The 23,134-nt window shown below is 46.0% G+C and carries 19 protein-coding genes; 1 reads left to right on the forward strand and 18 read right to left on the reverse strand.

Features of this window, described 5'->3' with window-relative positions:
* Positions 1–238: 238 nt before the first annotated feature.
* The 6 genes from ACX9NY_RS14460 to ACX9NY_RS14485 all read right to left on the reverse strand — a co-directional run bounded on the left by ACX9NY_RS14460 (position 239) and on the right by ACX9NY_RS14485 (position 7,904).
* A complete protein-coding gene (locus ACX9NY_RS14460; protein WP_472479047.1) occupies positions 239–1,255 on the reverse strand; it encodes a LacI family DNA-binding transcriptional regulator in 1,017 nt (338 codons plus the stop codon).
* 77 nt (positions 1,256–1,332) lie between these two features.
* Positions 1,333–3,498 (reverse strand): beta-glucosidase BglX, encoded by a 2,166-nt coding sequence (gene bglX, locus ACX9NY_RS14465; RefSeq protein WP_472479049.1) that lies wholly within the window; start codon positions 3,496–3,498, stop codon positions 1,333–1,335.
* 99 nt (positions 3,499–3,597) lie between these two features.
* The gene (locus ACX9NY_RS14470; RefSeq protein ID WP_339240895.1) at positions 3,598–5,193 is read right to left on the reverse strand and encodes a type 2 periplasmic-binding domain-containing protein; all 1,596 of its coding nucleotides are present in this window, start codon (positions 5,191–5,193) and stop codon (positions 3,598–3,600) included.
* A 54-nt stretch (positions 5,194–5,247) separates the two neighbouring features.
* Positions 5,248–6,150 carry a carbohydrate ABC transporter permease gene (locus ACX9NY_RS14475; RefSeq protein ID WP_253432871.1) on the reverse strand — a complete coding sequence of 301 codons (903 nt, stop codon included), beginning with the start codon at positions 6,148–6,150 and terminating at the stop codon, positions 5,248–5,250.
* Between the two features lie 18 nt (positions 6,151–6,168).
* Positions 6,169–7,128: an ABC transporter permease gene (locus ACX9NY_RS14480; protein ID WP_017689585.1), complete on the reverse strand. Its 960-nt coding sequence runs from the start codon at positions 7,126–7,128 to the stop codon at positions 6,169–6,171.
* 11 nt (positions 7,129–7,139) lie between these two features.
* The gene (locus tag ACX9NY_RS14485; protein WP_472479052.1) at positions 7,140–7,904 is read right to left on the reverse strand and encodes an alpha/beta hydrolase; all 765 of its coding nucleotides are present in this window, start codon (positions 7,902–7,904) and stop codon (positions 7,140–7,142) included.
* Positions 7,905–8,376: 472 nt separating this feature from the next.
* On the opposite strand from ACX9NY_RS14485, the gene ACX9NY_RS14490 reads away from it, so the two are divergent.
* Complete coding sequence (locus ACX9NY_RS14490; RefSeq protein WP_472479054.1) at positions 8,377–9,294, forward strand: serine hydrolase domain-containing protein; 918 nt, start codon at positions 8,377–8,379, stop codon at positions 9,292–9,294.
* Between the two features lie 100 nt (positions 9,295–9,394).
* Here ACX9NY_RS14490 and ACX9NY_RS14495 read toward each other — a convergent pair whose 3' ends face one another.
* From ACX9NY_RS14495 to liaF, 12 genes are all read right to left on the reverse strand, one after another.
* Positions 9,395–9,649, reverse strand: a complete 255-nt coding sequence (locus ACX9NY_RS14495) for an AbrB/MazE/SpoVT family DNA-binding domain-containing protein (protein ID WP_036610032.1) — start codon at positions 9,647–9,649, stop codon at positions 9,395–9,397.
* Positions 9,650–9,816: 167 nt separating this feature from the next.
* Positions 9,817–10,284 carry a tRNA (uridine(34)/cytosine(34)/5-carboxymethylaminomethyluridine(34)-2'-O)-methyltransferase TrmL gene (trmL, locus tag ACX9NY_RS14500; RefSeq protein WP_017689589.1) on the reverse strand — a complete coding sequence of 156 codons (468 nt, stop codon included), beginning with the start codon at positions 10,282–10,284 and terminating at the stop codon, positions 9,817–9,819.
* A gap of 138 nt (positions 10,285–10,422) precedes the next feature.
* A complete protein-coding gene (serC, locus tag ACX9NY_RS14505; protein WP_472479057.1) occupies positions 10,423–11,511 on the reverse strand; it encodes a 3-phosphoserine/phosphohydroxythreonine transaminase in 1,089 nt (362 codons plus the stop codon).
* Positions 11,512–11,873: 362 nt separating this feature from the next.
* Positions 11,874–13,298, reverse strand: a complete 1,425-nt coding sequence (gene glnA / locus ACX9NY_RS14510; RefSeq protein ID WP_074094318.1) for a type I glutamate--ammonia ligase — start codon at positions 13,296–13,298, stop codon at positions 11,874–11,876.
* 411 nt (positions 13,299–13,709) lie between these two features.
* Positions 13,710–14,774, reverse strand: coding sequence for a 3-deoxy-7-phosphoheptulonate synthase (gene aroF / locus ACX9NY_RS14515; protein ID WP_472479059.1), 1,065 nt, complete (start codon positions 14,772–14,774; stop codon positions 13,710–13,712).
* Between the two features lie 283 nt (positions 14,775–15,057).
* Positions 15,058–16,011 carry a 4-hydroxy-3-methylbut-2-enyl diphosphate reductase gene (locus ACX9NY_RS14520; RefSeq protein WP_339240888.1) on the reverse strand — a complete coding sequence of 318 codons (954 nt, stop codon included), beginning with the start codon at positions 16,009–16,011 and terminating at the stop codon, positions 15,058–15,060.
* 67 nt (positions 16,012–16,078) lie between these two features.
* The gene (locus tag ACX9NY_RS14525) at positions 16,079–17,539 is read right to left on the reverse strand and encodes a sensor histidine kinase (RefSeq protein ID WP_339240886.1); all 1,461 of its coding nucleotides are present in this window, start codon (positions 17,537–17,539) and stop codon (positions 16,079–16,081) included.
* 1 nt (position 17,540) lies between these two features.
* Entirely contained in the window at positions 17,541–18,230 is a 690-nt protein-coding gene (locus ACX9NY_RS14530) for a response regulator transcription factor (RefSeq protein WP_339240884.1), read from the reverse strand.
* 174 nt (positions 18,231–18,404) lie between these two features.
* A complete protein-coding gene (locus ACX9NY_RS14535; RefSeq protein ID WP_339240882.1) occupies positions 18,405–20,072 on the reverse strand; it encodes a S1C family serine protease in 1,668 nt (555 codons plus the stop codon).
* Positions 20,073–20,220: 148 nt separating this feature from the next.
* Positions 20,221–20,883 (reverse strand): response regulator transcription factor, encoded by a 663-nt coding sequence (locus ACX9NY_RS14540; protein ID WP_339240881.1) that lies wholly within the window; start codon positions 20,881–20,883, stop codon positions 20,221–20,223.
* 17 nt (positions 20,884–20,900) lie between these two features.
* The gene (locus tag ACX9NY_RS14545; protein WP_339240879.1) at positions 20,901–21,926 is read right to left on the reverse strand and encodes a HAMP domain-containing sensor histidine kinase; all 1,026 of its coding nucleotides are present in this window, start codon (positions 21,924–21,926) and stop codon (positions 20,901–20,903) included.
* A 3-nt stretch (positions 21,927–21,929) separates the two neighbouring features.
* Positions 21,930–22,958, reverse strand: coding sequence for a cell wall-active antibiotics response protein LiaF (gene liaF, locus ACX9NY_RS14550; protein WP_472479063.1), 1,029 nt, complete (start codon positions 22,956–22,958; stop codon positions 21,930–21,932).
* Positions 22,959–23,134: the final 176 nt, after the last annotated feature.

Consider the following 23,134-nt stretch of genomic DNA (forward strand, 5'->3'; position numbering starts at 1 on the left):
ATTATTGCAATTGTATTGACTCTCTTCATTACAGGCATTCTCACTTCATCCTACAACAATGACAAGACAAAAGGCTTGTAAAAGGCCAAGCCTCTCTCCGGAGAGGCTTTTTCTATTGCTTCATCCTTGAAATAACAAGAGGCAAGGCTTAAAAGAATGATTCGATTCTTCTAAGCCTTGCCTCTTGCTGTGCCGTTTGTTCCACGCATCAATCCAGTCAGGATACGCATATTCGGGATCAATAGCTTACCGCCCGTTCATTCCGCATGGATATAACAGCATCAGAAGGCATAGGTCCACTCACTGACCCACCCTCAACTAATGTCACATAGATTCGTTCATGATCGACGGGTTCTCCAGCAATAATTTTGATCAATTGTTCAGCGGCGAGTGATCCCCACTTGCGTTTGGAATAATCAATGCTTGCCAATCTCGGCTGGACGTACTTGCTCAATTCAATATTGTCGAATCCGATGACATCGACCTCCTGACCAACGCCAAGTGCACTTTCTGCCAGACGATCACACAAGCCAATAGCCATCTCATCATTGAGGCAGAATACTGCTGCGGGCCCATCATACTCCTGCACAATCTGATCTGCGGCTTGTTCTCCACCACTCTTTTCAAAATCTCCCGTGATCTCAATCCATTCCACATCGGCTTCACGTTCCGCAACCTGTCTCACAGCCTTTAATCGCTGCACAGAGTCAAACGAACCTTCCGGTCCTGTCACCACGTAGATTTTCTTATGTCCCTGCTCAATAAGATGTTCCATCGCAAGTGTCGCCCCGGCTTTATTATCCAACAGAACCTGATTAATGTTGGGATGATCCATCTCACGGTCCAATACAACGATTTTGTGGCCCCGATCGGCGTATTGCATCAGTTCCTCACTTGCAAACGTATGATCCAGAATGATTGCACCATCAATCATCCTCTCTGGAAGCATGCGATGGGATTGTTTACCACTGCACACGATCAGGTCATAGCCTTGAGCATTGCATACAGCTTTCATGCCACTCAGCAAGTCTCCATACACATCTCCTCTAAAATCGGTCAAGAATACACCCAGAATTTTGGATTCTCTCTTCTTCAGTGTTCTTGCAGCGGCATTTGGAACATAGTTCAGCTCTTTGGCAATGGCCAAAATTTTGGAACTCGTCTCATCGGTCACTTTGTTGCTACCATTAAGCGCATATGACACCGTAGAGATGGAAACTCCCGCCTGTTTGGCGATATCCTTGATACTGACCACATTTTTCGCTCCCCTGTTATGTTCATCAGGCCTTCCATAAGGAAAGGCCTGACACATTACTATTTCCATTCACCGGATTACACGAGTCTGAATGATTTCTTCTGAGTGTCCCGACTGTTTGCACCCACAAGAATATGGAACTCACCTCGATCACTGCGATGGCTTAAATCGGAATGGTGATAGCGAAGCTGTTCTTCATGTAACGTAAACGCAGCTATACCACTCTCTCCTGGAGCCAATGCAAGCTTCACATATCCTTTCAGTTCACGCATAGGACGAACGACTTCACCCGTTACATCCCGAATGTACAACTGAATAGTCTCTACACCTGTGCGATCACCCGTGTTTGTTACACGTACTTGGATACTCAAAGGCTCTTCGGCAGTCATCTCGTTACTGGACACTTCAAGATCACCATAAGAGAAAGAAGTGTATGAAAGACCATAACCGAACGGAAGCAAAGGTTCATTGGGACTGTCAATGTATTTCGAGACATAACGCTCTTCCGTTTTCTCCGGGTTCAACGGACGACCTGTATTGAAATGATTGTAATAGACCGGAATCTGACCTACGGACTGCGGGAAGGACATCGTCAGACGTGCAGATGGATTCACTACACCTGTCAGAACATCTGCGATCGCTGCCCCGCCCTCACTACCTGGGAACCAGGCTTCAAGAACGGCATCCGATTCATCGATTACACCATGCAGATCCAATGGACGTCCGTTGAAAATAACGCTAGCAATAGGTTTTCCCGCTGCTTTGAGCTGTTTAACCAATTCCAATTGGGCTGCTGGCAGACGAATATCCGTGCGTGATCCACCTTCTCCACTCATCTCCGAGTCTTCACCCAGAGCAAGGACAATGAGATCCGCTTTGCTTGCCACTTGAAGGGCTTCCGCTATCTGCTCAGCTGTAATCGTATGAACATCACTACCTTGAGCAAACTGAACTTTCCCACCCGTCAAGCGTTCTTGCAGAGCTGTTCCAAGCTTGACTGCATCTTCCTTAACTCCTTCACAGGACCACCAGCCCAGAATATCAGGACTCTGTGCAAAAGGACCAATAAGGGCTACGTTAGCGTCAGGTTGAAGCGGAAGCACACTATCATCATTTTTCAACAGGACAGCCGATTTGGTTGCCAGTTCATATGATACCTGACGGTGCTCTTTGGAGAACACGATCTCACGTTCACGAACCGGATCAGCTGCACGTAGCGGATTGTCGAACAATCCCAGCTTCTCTTTCAGTTGCAGTATTCGCAGAACGGCTTCATCAATGAGCTTCTCTTCCACTTCACCGCTCTCAATTAGCTCAGGCAAATGATGTACATAACAAGGTGTCATCATCTCCATATCTACGCCTGCGCGAATGGCACGGTATGCCGCTTCACGATCATCTTCCGCAGCGCCATGCGCAATCATCTCACGAATGGAAGCCCAATCCGAGATCAGCACACCATCGAAGCCCCACTCGTCACGCAAAATGCCGCGCATTAACTTCTCATTGCCACTTGCCGGAATACCGTCAACCGTATTGAACGAAGTCATGACCATTTCTACACCCGCATCCAATGCAGCTTTGTACGCTGGCAAATAGTACTCACGCAGGTTACGCTCGGACATGTCCACCGTATTGTAATCCCGACCACCCTCAGCCGCTCCATACGCCGCAAAGTGTTTAACACAGGCTGCAAGACGATCAGGCTCATCCTTCAAGCTATCGCCCTGATATCCACGTACAAATGCAGCCGCGAACAAGCTGTTCAGATAAGGGTCTTCTCCTGTCGTTTCCATCACACGGCCCCAACGCGGGTCACGAACCAGATCCACCATAGGTGCAAAGGTAACATGCAAACCGGAAACAGCTGATTCACGCGCTGCAATTTCAGCACTTTTCTCAGCCAGTTCTGTGTCCCATGAGCAACCGATCGCCAGTGGAATCGGGAAAATGGTTTTGAAACCATGAACGACGTCAGCCATGAACAAGAGCGGAATGCCCAAACGGCTTTTTTTCATATAAGCTTGCTGTACATCAATGATGGCCTGTGCACCAGACAACCCCAGAATGGACCCACTGGCATCCACGGACTGCTCCGTAATTCCCATCTCTTCCATCGGCCCTGTGATCTGCCCTTCGACATTTGTTCCTTCATAGAAGTTGGCAGTCAACTGAAGAAGCTGAGCTGTTTTTTCCTCCAACGTCATCTGTTTTACCAGGTCTAGCAGCTGCTCGTTATTCATCTGTTCGTATCCTCCACTTACAAGTTGTTGAAATAAAGAACCCGGCTGCGTTCGGGGAGAGACCGCGCACCGGGTTCAAAATTAATGACTGAACGATTACTAGAATTTCTCGTTTAGCTCATCCAGATAAGGTTGAACCAGGGACATTTTACTGTTCACCCATTCTTTCCAGTTTGCCTCCAGATCTCCGTTTTTGAGGATCAGGTTGGCATATTCGTTCTGGTAATCGAATGAAGCCTGACTCTTCGCTTTGGAATCATACAGGTTGACATCCCAATCGTATGCTGCAAGCGATTTGCCTTCTGTACCGAGTTTTGCTTTTTCTTGGAACAATTTCACGGCTCTATCACGGTAATCCTTTTTGATTGCTGGGTTTACAACGCTGAAGTCGTCACCGAGCAGATACAGACCTTCGAAACGTGCCGGGTATTTATCTTCCAATACTGTTCCTTCTGGCAACAAGCTAACCAGTTCTTGGTTCTCATCATATTTCCAATCCGTTCCTTCAAAGCCCATGTTGATGAGCAACTGTCCTTCTTTGGTTGCGGAGTAATCGATCAGATCCATGATCCGTTCGAATTTCTCGTCACTGATGTCCGGATTGAAGATCAATGCGGACCAGAAGTTGGCTTGCTCCATGTTACGGTATTTACCGTCATCGCCCACTACGATTGCTGTGTGTACTAGTTCATCACTATCTACACCCAGATTTTTTCTCATATCCGAATCCAGACCTTGTCTGTACGAAGCGAGTCCACCCAGACTTGTTACAGCGGCTGTTCCTGTTACTTTGAAGTTGTTTTGACCTTCATTGTTTTTCCATGTGTAGAACTCAGGATTGAGCAATCCATCTTTATACGCTTTTTGCATCAATTTAAGTCCTGTCAGCGTTTCAGGATCTGCTGGTCCCCAGTGGAACTTGCCATCTTCACCCTTGTAGAACGGTGTGTCGGTCATGGCATGTACGCTGTTTGGCATAATCATGTTTGTCATGGCATCTGCTGCATTGTAGGACAATGGTACAAGTTTGTTACCTACTTTGCCTGGATCTTTTTCTTTCACCAGCGCAGCATATTCATTCAATTCCGTTGTTGTATAAGCATCTTTCAGTTCAAAACCAACGGCTTCAGCCCAGTCTTTACGAAGTGCAATGACACCAATTTGGTTCGTCAGTGGGTCAGCTGGTTTGTTCTCGAAATAGATTGGTCTAGGCAGGACGTATGTTCCACCTGTCAATTCTTCCAGCTTGTCTCCAAGACCCGTCAAATTGTAAGCTGCTGCAACGTTAGGCCAGCGTTCTTTCCAGTCATCCGGGAATTTGTAGAACAAACCTTGTTCAATGCTGTTAATGGCATCGCCATGTACATAGTTCCATACCGCTACATCCGGCAAGTCGCCAGAGTTAATCCACAGACGAAGCTTCTCGCCCCACGAATCCCAATCGATATAGTTGTAGTCCCATGTTACATTGAATTTGTCTGTCCAGAACTTGTGGAAGTCATTATCCAGGTTTCCGTTTTTGATTTCTGTCAGGTTAGCTACAGAGATGGTCAGGTTATCTTTGTAATTTCCCTCTGCATCTTTTTCGTTACCACCTGAAGCTCCTTGGCTGGAACAAGCGGTCACCATCAGCATAACTACACTAAGCGTGATGGCAAAGAGAGCTCTTACTGACAACTTTTTGTTCGTTTTCATGTTTTACCCCCATGTTTTTTAGTCAGATTTTATTGCAAAATCCTATACGTATAATCAGGTCTTGATTGCCCCTGTTAATACCCCTTTGGCAAAGTGTTTTTGCAGCATTGGGAAGAAACACATAATTGGTACCATGGTGACAAATACAGCTGCCATCTTCATACCCATGGAGAAGTTGCTCGCCTGGGCAGCATCCACACTGGATGCATTTGATGCATTCGTCGTAGATGTCACGATAATGTTTCGCAGTACATTCTGGAGCGGTAACTGATCCGCTTTTCGAAGGAATATCATCGCATCGTACCAACTGTTCCAGTAAGCCACACCGTAGAACAACGTGATTGTAGCCATAATTGGTGTAGCCAGCGGAAGAACGACAGAGAACAGAATTCTCCACTCTCCTGCTCCATCCAGTCTCGCCGATTCCATCAGTGATTCAGGCAAGGTGTAGAAGTAGTTCATCATCAGAATCATGTTAAAAGCACTGAAGCTTCCCGCCAGGATAACGGACCAGAGCGTACCTGTAAGATGAAGTGATTTCATGATCAGGTACAGCGGTACGATACCACCATTAAAGATCATGGTGAACAGTACCAGGAAAAAGATAAATTTCTTAAACGGGAATTTGTTGCGACTAAGGCCATATGCCATGCTTGTTGTCAGGAACAAGCTGAGTGGCAAGCCGATGACTAGCAATATAATGGTATTTTTGTATCCCGACAGAATCGTTCCATCAGCGAACAACGCCTTGTAGGAATCCAATGTCCATTGTTTAGGGAACATCAAAAATGGATTGTCAGCATATTCTTTCTGTGTTGCAAACGAGATCATGATGACATTCCAGAACGGAATCAAGATCATCAGGGCAAGCACGAGTAATACGGCGAAAATAATGTAATCGAGAAGTGTCATTCTTTCAGTACCAATTCTCGGTTTTTTGTTAGCTTTCTTGCTCATCTCATTTATCCTCCTCTCTTATCGGAACAAACCGTCTCCGCCAAGCCACTTGGCAAATCTGTCAGCAAGAAGCAGCAAGGCCATATTCACCAGGGAACGGAACAAGCTGACCGCTGTCGAGAATGAGAAATCGGTTGATGACTGGAACGTAATCCGATAGATATATACATCGAGTACTTCCGATACATTTTTGGTAGCAGCATTTGCCAAGTTGAAGATCTGGTCAAACCCGGAAGACATCAATCCACCAACCGAAAGAATAAACATGATTGTGATGGTTGGAAGGATGTTCGGTAAAGTAATTTTGAACATCTGTTGCATACGGGAAGCCCCGTCGATCTGTGCTGATTCATACTGATCCTGGTCAATTCCGGAAATGGCAGCCAAGAATATAATTGCGCCCCATCCACTTGATTTCCAAATATCAGTTAACAGCAACATCGGTACAAAGTTGGATTCGGATCCAAGGAAATTAATCGTTGGCAATCCGAGCAATCCGAGCGCGCTGTTTACCAGTCCGTCATATGCGAGCACATTGATGACTACGCCGGATACGATGATCCAGGACAGAAAATGAGGGAACGTAAGAACGGTTTGGAACAATTTTTTCCCTCTGCGCATCCGCAATTCATTCAGCAACAACGCCAGAATGATCGGGAACGGGAATTGAATAATCAGTTTCAGAATATTGATGTACAGCGTACGCCATACTGCGTCAATAAAGGTTGGATCACGGAAAACATATTTGAAGTTCTCGAATCCGCTCCATGGACTTCCCCAGATGCCCAGGTTGGCCTTGTAATCTTTGAATGCCAGAGACAGGCCACCCATCGGCATGTAGGCAAACAGGATTAGCCAGACAAGCCCCGGAATAAGCAGGGTGTATGTCATACGGTGCTTCCAGATTTCAGTCCAGAGCGAATTGCCCTTCACGTTTCCCTTCAGCTTTTTGCTAGGTCCTTCGGCTGCAGGTTTCACATTGCATCTCCTCACTCTACTTTGGTCTTGTCATTGTACAGAAAATCAAACATCGTTCTCAGGTGGTGCTCCCAAAATCTCCATTCATGAGCCCCCGGCGTCTCCACATACCGAAAATCAAAAGCGGTCCCCTGCATGTATTTCGCGAAATCACGATTCATCTCTACGAAGGGGTCACGATCGCCACAGCAACTGAGGATATCCGGCAAAGGAACACCCTGTTCCAGCAGCTTGGCCGACAGTGCGTAAATATCCTGATCGGCTTTTACCTGTAAACGTTCTCCAAAAACCGCTTTCATTTCCTTGATCATGGTCGCTGGCATATGGGGATCATGAAGCCGTGTCTGAATATCCGTCACCCCGGATAGAGACACTATTTTGCGATACTTCTCTGGATAAGTTAGTCCACATTTCAGTGCACCATATCCGCCCATGGATAAACCGCCGACGTACGTTTTCTCCGGATCAGGATTCAGATTGAGTAGACGCTCGCATACTTCAGGTAACTCCTGAGTGATGTAGTGGAAGTAATTCAGGCCGTATTCCATATCGGTGTAATAGCTTCGATTCGCTTCCGGCATAATGATGGTGCAACCATATTGCGCTGCATACATCTCAATTGTGGTTAATCGTTGCCAGGTACTCGCATTATCGCCTGCTCCGTGCAACAGATATAGGGTACCGCCTGAAGTCTCTCCGGAGTCACTGGACACAACATGTATGCTGGTATTCATGCATAAGGTTGGCGATCCAGTTTCGATCGTTATATGTGCCATAATGTAACCCCTCTCATCATCGCCTGCTGTCTTTACTCATTCGTTGCTCTGGCGTTGTTTTGCAGGCTGTTGTAGATTCCCTTGTATTACGATGGGTTATCGAAACGATTTTCTCGAATCGTTTCAAAACATAGCCAACGTTGATTCACTTGGTCTTCATTACAACACTTTTAAGGTGGAAGCGATTTCTTCGAATCGTTTCGAATAAATCATAAGCCCGATGAGTAAATCCTGTCAATAACCTTTTTACAAATTTCGCGTTATTTTCTCGAAAAAATGCTTTTTTACGTCTAAATTTGCGCCGAAAGACACTATTATTACGAAAAAATGAAATTTTAGTCAGTGTTCTTACAACTTTAATTGACACCAAACCAGGTTTATACTAACATGAGTTCTGATTTTGCATTCGAATTACGGAAACGTTTCACCAACCGATTTTACTCAGGTTTCACCTGATATTAGGGAGGTTAATATGTCTGAGCAACTCAAAGGTTTCATTCATACCATTACTGAGCAACAATTGAACGTGTTCTCCGTTCGCATATTACAAAAAGGGCATCTGCTTGCCTATTGGGACAGGGATAGGGATCAGCGCCGTGTACAACATTCCATAAGTAAATCCTTCACATGCATGGCTGTTGGTCTTGCGCTTGAAGAAGGTCTGTTACATCTGGATACCACACTTGGTGATTATTTCACCTATAATCATGTATCGAGTGCACATTACAAGCTCCCATCTCCACGGGAATTGAAGTTACGTGACCTGCTCCGAATGTCTTCTGGTCATGATTCGCCGCCTCTTTGGGCTGATGAACGAGCTTCTTTGACCGAGAAAGATTGGGCGAAACATTATATGTCTCTCCCTCTGGATCGGATGCCCGGAGAACAATTTACATACAGCAGCGGGGATACGTTTATGATCTCAGCCATGTTTCAGGCAGCCACCGGCCAAACCGTGAAAGATTACCTGACTCCGCGATTATTTGAGCCTCTGGGCATTCATGATGTAGAGTGGGAAACCTCTCCACTGGGGGTAACACTCGGCTGTGCAGGACTTTGGATAAGCAATGAGGAACTGAGTCGATTTGGACAGTTACTGCTTCAGGAGGGCCTTTGGGAAGGCACACAGCTTATACCTGCGAATTGGATCAGACAAGCTACGTCCCGGCAGATCGAAACGACTGGAGATGGTGATTGGGGAAAAGGTTACGGATATCAATTCTGGATGTGTTCCCATGAGGCTTACCGCGCCGATGGAGCCTACGGTCAGTTATGTATCATCCTTCCCTCGAAGGAAGCTGTCATATGTATTAACAGCGAGGAAGAAAACATGCAAGGCATCCTGAATGCCGTGTGGGATGAAATTTTACCTATATGCAACCAGCGTTAAAAATTATATTCTTCTTATATTTCCGCGGAACTGAACCATGCACTGAATACTGAAAACAAAAAAAACGCCACGGGGTTAATAAACCCCATGGCGTTACTTCTTACCCGTGCTGTGGAAGCTGAGTCATTTCATCTAAACATTGTGCGCATATGTAACGCTCTTTGAACTCGTTGACTTCCTCGATGGATCCGCAGAAAATACATTTTGGACGATATCTCTCCAAGATAATATGGTCCCCTTGTACTAAGATCTCTACAGGATCTCCCTCATTCATTTGATACCTTTTACGCAAAGATTTAGGCAATACGATCCTACCTAATTGGTCAACTTTGCGAACTACTCCAGCTGGCTTCATAGCTACGGCACACCTCTCCTATCTTACTCTAAATTTCTAGGTACATTTGTACTATGTTTATAGATTCGCCAAGATTTTGTCGAATCCTGCTGGAAATAAACATTTTTTGTCCTTTTTTTTGAAAAATGTTTTTTTACCGAATTCTAGCCGTTATTTATAACCGGAATTTATCCTTCTAACCCCGGAAAATTGAGCTGACGCAACGCTTCATATACAATAATTGCTGCCGAATTGGACAGGTTTAATGATCTAACGTCACCAGTCATTGGCATTTTCATGCATGTATCGGGATTTGCAGCAATTAATTCAGGTGGGAGGCCTTTGGTCTCTTTACCGAAAACGAGGAAATCCCCATCTTGAAAATTAAAGTCACTGTATCGGTTCTTCGCCTTCGTAGTTGCGTAGAAGAAGCGACCTTCCGGATATTTTTCCTGAACCTCTGCAAATGAGTCGTGGTATTCAATATGAACGGCATGCCAGTAGTCCAGCCCTGCCCGTTTCAATGTAGCATCATCTGTTCGAAATCCAAGTGGACGCACGAGATGCAGATGGGTTCCGGTGGCCGCACAAGTACGCGAAATATTTCCTGTGTTCGCCGGAATTTCTGGTTCAACCAGAACAATGTGTAAAGCCATATGTGTTCAATCTCCTTTTCAATTCGTGTTGATGACAACCCTCTAATCTTAAAGAAAAGCCCTCCACACGTCAATGTGGAAGGCTCTGGTAAGGCACAGGATTAGACACTATGGTCCATGACTCCGTACCCCTACTAATTATCCATTTGTCTTCTGGAAGTGACTCATGAAGTCTGTCAGTGCCTTAACACTCTCATAAGGAGCCGCATTGTAAATGGAGGCACGTAGACCACCCACACTGCGATGTCCCTTCAGACCTACGAATCCTTCTTCCTCCGATGCCTTGATGAACTTCTTCTCCAGTTCCTCCGAAGCAAGACGGAAGGTTACATTCATCAGGGAACGATCTTCCGGTTCCACACAACCACGGTAGAAATCACCGGAAGCATCAATTGCGTTGTAAAGCAATTCAGCTTTTTTCGTATTTTTTTGCTCAATACCAGTTAATCCGCCCTGTTCTTCAATCCATTTCAATACTTCATTTACCATATATACTGAGAAGGATGGCGGCGTATTGTATAGGGAGTTGTTGTCTACATGCGTACTGTAACGAAGCATGGTTGGAATCGTTTTAGGCGATTCACTCACCAGTTCCTCACGAGCAATCACAACCGTAATCCCCGATGGTCCCAGGTTCTTCTGTGCACCTGCATAGATCATACCAAACTGATTGAGATCGAATGGTTTACAGAAAATATCACTCGACATGTCGGCAATCAGAGGTACTGAACCGGTATCCGGAAATGACTTAAATTGCGTACCTTCAATCGTTTCGTTGGAAGTAAGATGCACATAAGCCGTACGTTCAGGCAGGCTCAGATTCGAAACATCCGGCAATTTCATGAATTTCTCTGCTTCCGAAGATGCAGCAACCTGTGTCTCGCCGATCAATTTCGCCTCAGACAGAGCCTTCTTGGCCCAGCTGCCGGTCATCACGTAACTTGCAGTCTGACCTGCACCGAGCAGATTCATTGGCAACATCGCGAACTGAGTGCTTGCACCGCCCTGCAGAAAGAGAACCTTGTATCCTTTTGGATTGCCTAGAAGCGACAACAACCGCTCCTGAGCTTCATTATGTACAGACTCATACACCGCTCCACGGTGAGACATCTCCATAATCGACATGCCTGTATTACGAAAATCTACAAATTCCGCCTGTGCACGCTCCAGTACCTCAAGTGGTAACGCCGCAGGTCCTGCATTAAAGTTATACGCTCTTTTTGTCACAAAATCCCCCGCCCTTTCCATCCGTAACTCTGACATACAAACAGCATTTTGCACAATTCGATTAGACTCGCTCACGGGTATAAGATATAGACAAATTGAATCATTTTGATCTATATCTTACTTATTGAAAGTCGCTCTATGGATTTGTGCGAAATGCACTCAAAGTGAATATTATCGCTATGATATCAGTATTCTCTATCTGCTTCAAGGGCAATATGCACTGAAGTGTTCAATTCAGGCCATCAAATTCCTTTATCACCCTGCAAAGTTAAAGCACTACATTGTTTAATTCAAGGAAAAGCCTCCGAGAGTGTGTCCCGGAGGCTTTAAGTTGGAACAAGTTCTGTTCCGACCCCGACCGATTAGCAGTCGAAGTAAAGGCTGTACTCGTGCGGATGAATGCGGATCGCTACTGCTTTCGCTTCATCGCGCTTGAGGTTGATGTAGTTTTCAATGAATTCTTTTGTGAATACGCCGCCTTCAGTCAAGAACTCGTTATCCGCTGCCAATGCATCCAGTGCTTCTTCGAGGGAAGCTGGCACACTGCGGATATTTTCTTTATCTGCATCAGACAGGTCATAGATGTTTTTGTCGAGCGGACCATATCCAAGTTCAGTTGGGTTGATTTTGCGTTTGATTCCATCCAGACCAGCCATCAACATTGCGGAGAATGCCAAGTATGGGTTAGCTGTGGAGTCTGGTGTACGGAACTCGATACGACAACCTTTTGGTGTCACAGCTGCAACCGGAATACGAACTGCTGCGGAACGGTTACCTTTGGAGTAAACCAAGTTAACTGGTGCTTCGTAACCAGGTACAAGACGTTTGAACGAGTTTGTACTCGGGTTAGTCAAAGCGATCAGTGCCGGAGCATGGTACAGGATACCTCCGATGTAGTGCAGAGCCATTTCACTCAGGTTAGCATATCCCGCTTTGTCATAGAACAATGGGGAATCGCCATCAAAGATGGATTGGTGAACGTGCATTCCGCTACCATTATCACCGAACAATGGTTTTGGCATGAATGTTGCTACTTTACCATATTGACGTGCAGTGTTGTGCACGATGTATTTGTATGCAAGCAGGTTATCTGCTGTTTTCTTCAGTGTATCAAAACGGAAGTTGATTTCGGCTTGACCTGCAGTCGCCACTTCATGGTGATGACGCTCAATCGACAGACCCGCTTCTTCCAAAAGGCGACACATTTCGCTACGAATATCTTGTTGTGTATCGACTGGAGCTACTGGAACATATCCACCTTTAGTGCGTACTTTGAAGCCCAGGTTTCCGCCTTCTTCTTTGCGGTTCGTGTTCCATGAAGCTTCTTCGGAATCTACGTAGTAGGAAGAGCTGTTCGTGCCGCTCTCATAACGTACATCGTCGAAGATGAAGAACTCGGATTCAGGTGCGAAGAATGCCGCTGTACCTACACCGCTTTCTTGCAAATAAGCTTCTGCTTTAACAGCGATGCTACGTGGGTCACGCTCATAACGCTCGCCGTCTGGAGTGAAGATATCACACATAACATTTAATGTAGGGTGTGCAGTGAACGGATCGACATAAGTCGCTTCAGGGTCTGGCATCATAACCATATCGGACTCTTCAATTCCGCGGAAACCTTGGATAGAAGAACCGTCAAAAGCTACTCCATTTACGAACGTGTCTGCATCAACAGCCGAAGCTGGCAAGGAAATGTGATGTGCACGACCAGCTAAATCTACAAAACGAAAATCTACCCACTCGATGTTGTTCTCTTGAATTGATTTCAATACGTTTTCAACCGACATGTATTCGTCCTCCCAAATATTCCGAACATTAAACAACCCCACTAAGAAAATGTCTAAATTCGAATTTTTTTCTGTCGTCATTATAAATTTTAAAACCTGACATCGTCAATACTTATGTAAGGTATTTTTTGCGAGTATGTTAGCTATACTCACATTTTATAAATAACGTAAATTCACATAACAACACATTTGATATACATTTAACTGGTTTAATGCGGTAAAGCGACCCCTTTTTTATCCTAAATCATGGAAAAAACTTCACATCATAAATGTTTCTTATCACTATTGATTAATAAATACGTTCAAAACTGCAAAATATGCAAAAAACCGAGCATCTATCTGATTCCGTCGCAATAAACGAGACCAGATGAGATGCCCGGATTATGTTCCAGACTTTGACTATGAATTCTATTATACGCCTACACGTGCCGGGAAGAATGCTGCTGGTTGTTTAGCTGTACTGAATGATTTACCCACGATTGGTGCCAATTTCTCCAGATCCTGCAACAGGTCCGCGAATTGATCAGGGAACAAGGATTGCACACCATCTCCTGTCATGGAGTTATCCGGATCAGTATGCATTTCAATGATCAGGCCATTGGCACCCGCAGCAACAGAAGCTTTTGTCATCGGCTCCACCAGTTCACGTCGTCCAGTACCATGGCTCGGGTCAGAAATAACCGGCAAATGGCTCAGAGACTGTAGAACAGGGATCGCTGACAGGTCAAGCGTATTACGTGTGTAAGATTCAAACGTACGAATACCACGTTCACACAGCATGACATTTGGATTACCACCCGCAAGAATGTATTCTGCCGCATTCAACAACTCATCATATGTTGCACTGAAGCCACGTTTCAACAATACCGGTTTGCCGCACTCGCCCAATTTGCGCAGCAGGTCAAAGTTCTGCATGTTACGTGTACCTACTTGCAGAATATCTGCGTACTCGGCGCAAATATCCACATACTCAGGTGTCATAACTTCTGTAATGGTCAGCAGGTCATGTTTCTTACCTGCCTCCGCCATCATGATCAATCCCTCTACGCCCGTTCCCTGGAAGCTGTAAGGACCTGTACGCGGCTTAAATGCACCCCCACGTAACACTTGCCCACCTGCAGCTTTTACAAGTCCCGCAATTTCATCAATCTGCGCAGCGGATTCAACTGCACACGGTCCACCCATGACGACAAGTTCTTTTCCGCCAATATCTACACCTTTGATGGAGATCACCGTATCTTCCGGATGGAAGTCACGACTTGCCAACTTGTAGGACTTCGAGATTTTCACAACATTCTCGACACCTTTCATTTGGCGAAGATGCTCTTGCATTTTAGGTTCAACTTTGCCAATCAACCCAATTATAGTACGATCCTCTCCGCGAGAGATATGAACCTGAAGCCCTTCTTTTTCAATAACTGCTACGATATCCTGAATCTGTTCCTCCGGTGTGGCTTTGCCTGCAATAACGATCATATTAATTCCCATCCTTCCTTGTATGAGAGCACAATAAGTTTCTAACGTGCGTCTGATTAAATATATAAACTCTGTCGCGCTTAAACGCTTGTTCGCTTTTAAGCTTTTATCCGTTAAAGTGAATATACCATAGATCTCCTGTTGCGTCAAGGTACACCTTCTTTATCCTATATTAAAAAGAACCCTGCTCCGCAGGCACCAAATTCGGTTCTGCATAACAGGATTCTTCTTATTCACATCTCGTTTGCAATTTACATACAGGTAGACTTACATTGCCTTCACACTACGGTGTACGTGTTTTTTCTCTAACTGGGGGCAGCAATTTGCTCATGTTCACGGTACGCTTAATCTCCCACGTCTCCGGCTTGTCATGCTCATACTGCTCCAAGTAAAGGATGACTTCCTTCGTAATCGGTGTAGGTGTTGATGCACCCGAAGTAACCGCCACCTTATTGACACCTTTCAGCCATTCTTGCTGAATCTCGGAGACATCCGATACACGGTAGGCCGTAACCCCCGCGATTTCCTCCGACACTTGTGCCAGACGGTTGGAGTTATTGCTGCGAGGATCACCCACTACAATAACCAGGTCTGCTTGACCTGCCTGTTCAGCAACAGCTTCCTGACGCACCTGAGTTGCGAGACAAATCTCATTATGAATCTCAGCGCCAGGGAACTTCTCCAACAGCCGGCTCATGATGTGTTTGATATCCCACTGGCTCATCGTGGTCTGATTCGTAATAAGGATTTTGCCTGGAGGTATGTTCAGTGCTTCGATCTCTTCTTCCTTCTCGATCAGATGAACGAGATCTGGTGCAACGCCTACGGCACCTTCTGGTTCAGGGTGATTCTTTTTGCCGATATAGATGATTTGATAACCCTCTGCCGTCTTCTCCCGAATGAGATCATGTGTCTTGGTGACATCAGGGCATGTTGCATCCACTGTTGTCAGTCCTTTATCCCTTGCCAGCTTACGCACTTCTGGAGATACACCATGAGCTGTAAAAATAATCGTGCCACTCTCCACTTGGCTCAAAATATCCATTCGGTTCGGACCATCCAATGTAATAATACCTTCATCTTCAAAGGAATCCGTCACATGTTGGTTATGCACAATCATACCCAATATATAAATAGGTCGTGGTAAATCCAGATTGCGTGCCGCTTGACGCGCGAGCACCATCGCATCCACAACGCCGTAACAATATCCACGCGGCGAAATTCGTAGTACTTCCACTTGGTTGCCACCCGCTTTCTTTCTCGACAACATTGCCGATGTAATTGCAGTCCTGTCTATTATACCTTTATTCGATAGGCGGAGCAAAGACCACCGGCAACCAGATAATAAAGGTTGTTCCTTCTCCACGTCTGGTTACAACCTCGACCGATCCTTGGTGTTCCTCAATAATCCACTTCGCAATCGAAAGTCCCAGACCTATGCCGGGGGTAGCCCCACGGGATTCATCCGCTCGATAGAAGCGATCAAAGATAAACGGCACTTCATCCCGATCCATGCCAATACCGGTGTCGCTGATGCGTAGTCCCACCTGACCTTTGTATAATACGGCATCCAGCGTTACAGAGCCGTCAGGTGTGTATTTAAACGCATTTTCGATGAAAATAAACAGCATCTGTTGCAGATAGTCCTTGCTACCATTCACATAGATACCATTGAGAATTGACAGATCACCTGTACGCCACTCCGCATGGTGATCCAGGAATTGCGATCTTCGCGCGACTTCCTGTACCAATATCTGCAGCGGGATCGGATTCAGTTCAATTTTTTGCCCTGTATCCGCTCTCGCCAATGACAACATGTCACTGATCAGCCTGCTCATGCGTTTTCCTTCATCGGCCATGTCTTCCAACGCCTCGACGGACATCTGTCTGACCGTTTCTTCATCCAGATTCGGTCGGTCTGTTGCCTCTTGATCCCACAGCTTCTTCAGGAAGTCCACGTTCCCCCGAATGGTAGTCAGCGGTGTACGCAGTTCATGCGATGCATCGGATACAAAGCGGCGCTGGGCAGCATTCGTCTCCTCTAAACCGCGGAATGACAATTCTGTACGCTCAAGCATATTATTAACCGTTTCGATCAGACGCCCGATCTCATCCTTAGGCCCCGCATATTGAATACGTACACTTAGGTCATCTCCTGATTGAATCTGATTTGCGGCATCAATGACATTCACGAGCGGACGCATCGACTTGCGGGCCAGAACAAGACCTGAGGTAATAGCGAGGGCCATCGCTACCAGCCAGCCAAAAACCAAAATATTAAGCAACGCTTCCAGCAGGCGCTCCTGTGAACTTACATTGGCTCCTACCTGAAGAATTCCACGTACTTCATTGGTACCTTGAAGAGAAAGGGGGAGCTGATTCACCAGAAACGGTGTGCCATCCACATAGATCTTCGATATGCCACGCTTTTCAAGAATTTCATTGGATTTCAATACCGGAAACTGAATCTGTAATTTCTTCATATTGCCGGAAATTATGCCCGAACGACTCTGATAATCCCAGAGTTGAATATATATTTGAGCCTCCTGAAGCTGGCTCTCTGTAAATGGGTCCAGATCCAACGACTGCGAAAGAGGGTTAACACCAATTTGCTCCGTAATCCGGGCACTCTTCACCTTCAATTGCTGTTCGACTTCCTGGTAGGAGTTAAAATAAACAAAGGCATAGATTACAACGCCCCAAAAAATAAGCACAGCCGCCAAAATGCCAGAATACCATGCGGTTAGTCTTAACCGGATGGACATATCAGGAGTCACCTCTCAGAATATAACCGGCTCCCCGGATGGTCTGGATTAGACGTTTGCCACCGTATTCTTCGGTCTTCTGTCGGAGCATGGCGATGTATACTTCAAGCACGTTAGACTCACCGCTGTAATCATAACCCCAGATTTTATCCATAATCAGATCACGGGACAGTACCCGTCTTGGATTTTGCATAAACAGATTGAGCAGCTCGAATTCCTTGGCAGTCAGTTCCAGACGTTGCCCATCTCGGAGTACTTCACGTGAGTCATTGTCCAAAATGATATCTTCATACATTAAGCGGTTGTCCGGCGTACTTGCGCTATCTGACTTGCGGCGCAGCAATGCCCGGACACGCGCCAATAATTCTTCCAACGCAAAAGGTTTTACAAGGTAGTCATCGGCTCCCGTGTCCAGTCCGGTCACCCGGCTCTGTACCTCGTCCTTGGCAGTCAGCATTAGCACAGGCACTTTGCTGCCTGCTTCTCTCAATCTGCGACATACCTCAAATCCGTCAATCTGCGGCATCATCACATCCAGCACAACAATGTCCGGCTCCTTGTCCATCAGTTTACTAAGGCCTTCGGCTCCGTTGGAAGCAGTCTGTACCTCATATCCTTCAAAAGCCAAGCCCCGGCGGAGCATGGATACAATTTTTTCGTCATCATCCACAATCAAAATAGTTGAGCGCATGGTCTTTCTCCTTTATCCTAACGTTTTATCCCATTGTAACAGGCAGAAGCACAATCTGCATCTTCAAGTAGGCGTCTCAAAATCTTCACTGGTCCTTTGTAACCCTGCTTTATCAGGGCAAAAAAAGCGGAAGGGCCTTCAAACCCTTCCGCTCTTTCGATCCTTACCCGATATTTATGGTTGTTGCTGTTGGGTATCTGTTGTTTGTGAAGTATCAAAATCATTTTTATTCCCGATTTTGATTTTCAGATCCATTTTCTTACCGTCACGAACCACGTTCAATGTCACTTCACTGCCAATTTTCTGTTTCTTGATAAAATCAATCAGATCCTGACTTGTGGCGTACGGCGTACCATTAGCACCAGTGATGATGTCATATGCACGAAGATCTGCTTGGTAAGCCGGTGATTGGAAGATCGTGCTGGCTACGACAGAACCTTCGGTAATGTCTGTTCCCATTTGTTTAGCTACTTCAGGCGTGAGAGCCATCAGAGATGCACCGATAAATGGTACTGGCTCTTTGGGAACTTCTTTGTTCTCTTTGAGATATTTAACGGCTTCAGAGATAACGCTCGATGGGATCGCAAAGCCAATCCCTTGTGCATCTGCGCTTACTGCAACGTTCATTCCGATAACTTCCCCATTCAGGTTCAGCAACGGACCACCAGAGTTACCCGGATTAATCGAAGCATCTGTTTGCAGCAAATGGCTGTACTCACGTGTTTTTCCTGTTTCTTCATCTGGAATGCTGATTGTACGTTCTTTGGCACTCAGCACACCTGCTGTAACCGTGTGTTCGAATCCTTCAGGGTTACCGATCGCTACAAGCCACTCACCGACTTGAGTGCTGTTGGAGTCACCCAGTGGAGCTACAGGGAACGCATCGTCACCACTGTTTTTCTCAATTTTCAGTACAGCTAAATCCAGATCGAAGCTGCTTCCCAGAAGTTTAGCTTCATAAGGTTTACTGTTGTTCTCCAAGGTTACCTGGATTACGTCCGCACCCTGAACTACGTGTTGATTCGTCAGGATATATCCTTCTTTGTCAAAAATGAATCCTGAACCAATGCCTAGGGGTACTAATTGATTACTGCCTTGCTGTTGTTGCTGGCTCTGACCTTGATTGCCTTCCGTTCCGCCCCCATTACCGAAGAAGTATTGGTACAACGGATCACTTGTGTTCGATCCACCCTGACCCATTCCTGTACGCGAGGACTGTTTCGCGAGTGTTTCGATTTTGACAACAGCTGGACTTGTACTCGTCACTACGGATGAGACATCTTCTTTGCCTGTTGGCAGTAACGATGCTGTCACATTGTTGCCTCCGCCTGTGTTTGTGGACGCTTCCTGTCCCGAGCTTTGATTTTCCGTGTTCGTAAGTGCAGTCTCCGGTGTGAACATGTTTGTTCTATCGGCTGTGTACATGAGAACGGTAATGACCAGCATGCCGGCAATAAAAGAGAACAACAGTGATCTTACAGATGAACGCGGCTTGCGGTTATTATAGTTCCAGTTGCCTTTGCCGCCATTCCCTTGATCTCCACCATTACCTGAGCCGTTTCCACCGCCTCCTGTTGATCTTGTCGCTTGCTCGGAGGATTGATTATTGTAGTAAGTAGGTACGGGTCTCACCGGATCAGGTTTTGTAATCTCTACATTTCCTTCTTCACGTTGATTATTGCTTCCCATGTGGTTTGCTGTATCTTCCTGATTCACGGACTGAAAAGGTCCATAAGAATAATAATAGGAGGATTCGTCCGTTCCGGAAGAATTGCGATTCTCCGTTTGTTTGGTTTCGTTTTCCTCGTCTTGACGGTTCGATCTATAATTGCGTTCGTCCATGCCTCTCTACCTCCCAATCTCTTATTCCCAAGAGATATTCTTTAACTGTCCTTATTTTGTACTTTAAACCTTAACCGTACCTTAAAAACAATTAAAAAGGAGATAAAAGCACGGAAGAATAGATTGTTTTTCCCGTCATAACGGGATTTTATCCTTTCGTTTTCACCCAACCCTGACGATGCGCATAGATTGCCAATTGGGTTCGATCGTCCATCTCACATTTCATCAGCAGGTTGCTCACATGTGTTTTGACGGTTTTGATACTGATATGTAATTCTTCTCCAATGTCTTTGTTGGTCTTCCCCTCTGCAATAAGCAACAGCACTTCCTTTTCCCGTTCAGTCAAGCCAGATTCACTCTCTCTCGCTGTACGTTGCCTGATTCCCCGAGTCAATGCCTGCGACACATCACCTGTCATAACAGGCATGCCTCTGTAAGCCCCTTGAAGAGCATAGATCAATTCTTCAGCAGATACTGTCTTGAGCACATAACTTACCGCACCCGCTTCAATCGCTTGCACAACAAGATCATCCTCCAGGAAACTGGTGAGCATCACGATCTTCATCCCTGGAAATTCAGTCATGATAGCTTGTGTTGCTTCTGCGCCATTCATGATCGGCATCATCAGATCCATGAGTATCAAGTCGGGCATTTCATTATCATTTAATTTGCGCAACTGATCGAGCGCATCCTGCCCATGGCCTGCTTCTCCCATCACATGAAAAGTAGGTTCCAGCATCAGATACGTTTTCAAGCCCATTCGTACCATGTCATGGTCATCCACAATCATTACGTTTACTTTCCCACTCATTTCGTCTCCCCCTTAATTCATTCAGAAACATTCGGAAATTTCGGGATCAATACCCGTACCGTCGTTCCCGCTCCCGGCTTCGATATAATCTGGACTTGCCCCCCAAGCTTCTCGGCCCGTTCACGCATGGTAGATAACCCATATGAACCTGGACGCTCGGCTTGATGCAAAAATCCCTGACCATCATCGCTGATGCTCATGCTGATCTGATGTTCACTCTCCCGTATGGACAGACTGACCACCCCTGCCTCTGCATGTTTCACAACATTGGCAACCGCCTCCTGAATAACAAGAAACAGCTGGTGCTCAATGGCATCCGAGATTCCGCCATCCAGTTCCAGCTCTTTCACACCTTTAAGACCATTCTGCCGGCAATAATCAGGAAACCAGCTATCCAGTGCCGCGCTGAGATCACGCCCTTCCAGCTCCACCGGTCGAAGTTGGGCAATGAGTCCTCGCATCTGTCGCTGCGCAATATGTGACATCTGAATTAACTGGTCCAGCACTTTACCGCCATGCTCCGGATTCATCTCCAGCAGACGTGGTAAGGATGAAGCCGACATATGCATGGCAAACAGCTGCTGGCTAACCGTGTCATGGAGATCCCTTGCCATTCGTTTGCGCTCTTCAAGCACAGCGCGCTCCGAGGCCTGCTCCTTCTCAATCACTTCCTGCTCACCGAGACGCTGAAGCAGTCTCATCTTTTTCTCAATCGAATCCATCATGACATTGAACTCCTGGTAGACACGACCGAACGAAGCGTCATCCGCTTCAGGCATGCGTACCGCCAGATTACCCTTGGACACTTTCAACATGTTAAGATCGAGCAGGTCGATCTTGCGCTGAAGTCGTAATGCGGCGATATATCCGGTGATAACGGTGGCCAGCACAATAACGGCAACATAGGTCCATGCCCTTTGACGGCCAGCCCCCATCAACACCTCTCCATATAATAGATAGAACCCACCCAGCGTAATCAGACCCGTTAACGCAAAATACATCATCAGTTCCCACTTATTGGCCTTGAGAATTGTTCGAATCATGCATTAACCCACCTTATTAACTTTGACGTCTCCGATAAACACACTTACAATAATGCGCACCTTTTTGCTTGCCTCACGATAATGGGCAGTTTCAGCCTGCGCACTACTCAGGAATCCGCCGCGTTTCTGATTCAACAATGACATGTCTCCAATGAATGAATTCGTCGTCACCGTCACACCCAGGTCCATATCTTCTGGTACAAATACTTTTACATCACCGATAAATGAAGAAATGACAATCTTCGTCTCACCGTATGGAATCTGTGCTTTGGTCAAATCAATAACGGTATCTCCGATAAAGGCCGAGATGTTCATCGGTTTCAACGAGAACACTTCCTGTCCCATATACAAATCCCCAATGAACGCTGATTTATTAATGGTATTGCCACTGCCATAATCCCCATAACCATTCCCGTAGTCATCATCATAATGTTTTTCATATCCAGTATCACTTGAGTTATGCGAATGATATTTCTTCTTATATTGATGCTCTTGTGATGATGAATGTGTTGATCCTGTGAAATGAGGACCATATGAGGCGTTCTTCTGTTCCTGCTTAGGTTTGCCAAAAGTTTTCTCGAACTGTTCGTCAAACGAAGATGGCATTTCCAGATCCTCAGGAGACAACGGTTTATAAGGTTGCTCAGGTGCTGGAGGTGGCTGCATTTTATCATGATGTTTCCGGTCGCGACGTCGTGGCCCAATCAGTACGAATAATCCTCCGCCAATTAGCATAACCGGGATCAGGTAACGGATGAACTCCCCCATGGAGTAATCAATCCATCCCAGGTTACGGGCAAGAAAGTAACCACCAATCCCCAGTACGATGACCGGTCCAATAAAAGCATAACCCCCGTTGCGACGAATCTCGGAGATTCCCTTGGCCCCCCACCAGATTAAAAATAACGGCCAATATGTTCTGAAAATATATCCTACATCAATGTCATATCCCAATTGTCTGAACAAGATCATTGCACCTATAGCAATAAGAGGTATGCCAACCCACCAGCGGTCACGCGTAGATCGTTTCATCGCTCATGTCTCCTTCGTCTTTATTATGTATCCAGTGTAACTCAGACAAGGCAATGAGAACAGCGGCGGCAGGTGGAAGTCATCTCGGTCTCAAGACTGAGATGTGAGGATATTTTTGTAAAAACTTCGCATATGTAAAACACCCTGGAGCTGCTGCTCCAGGGTGCTGAATCATC

Source organism: Paenibacillus sp. CB74, from assembly GCF_055687625.1.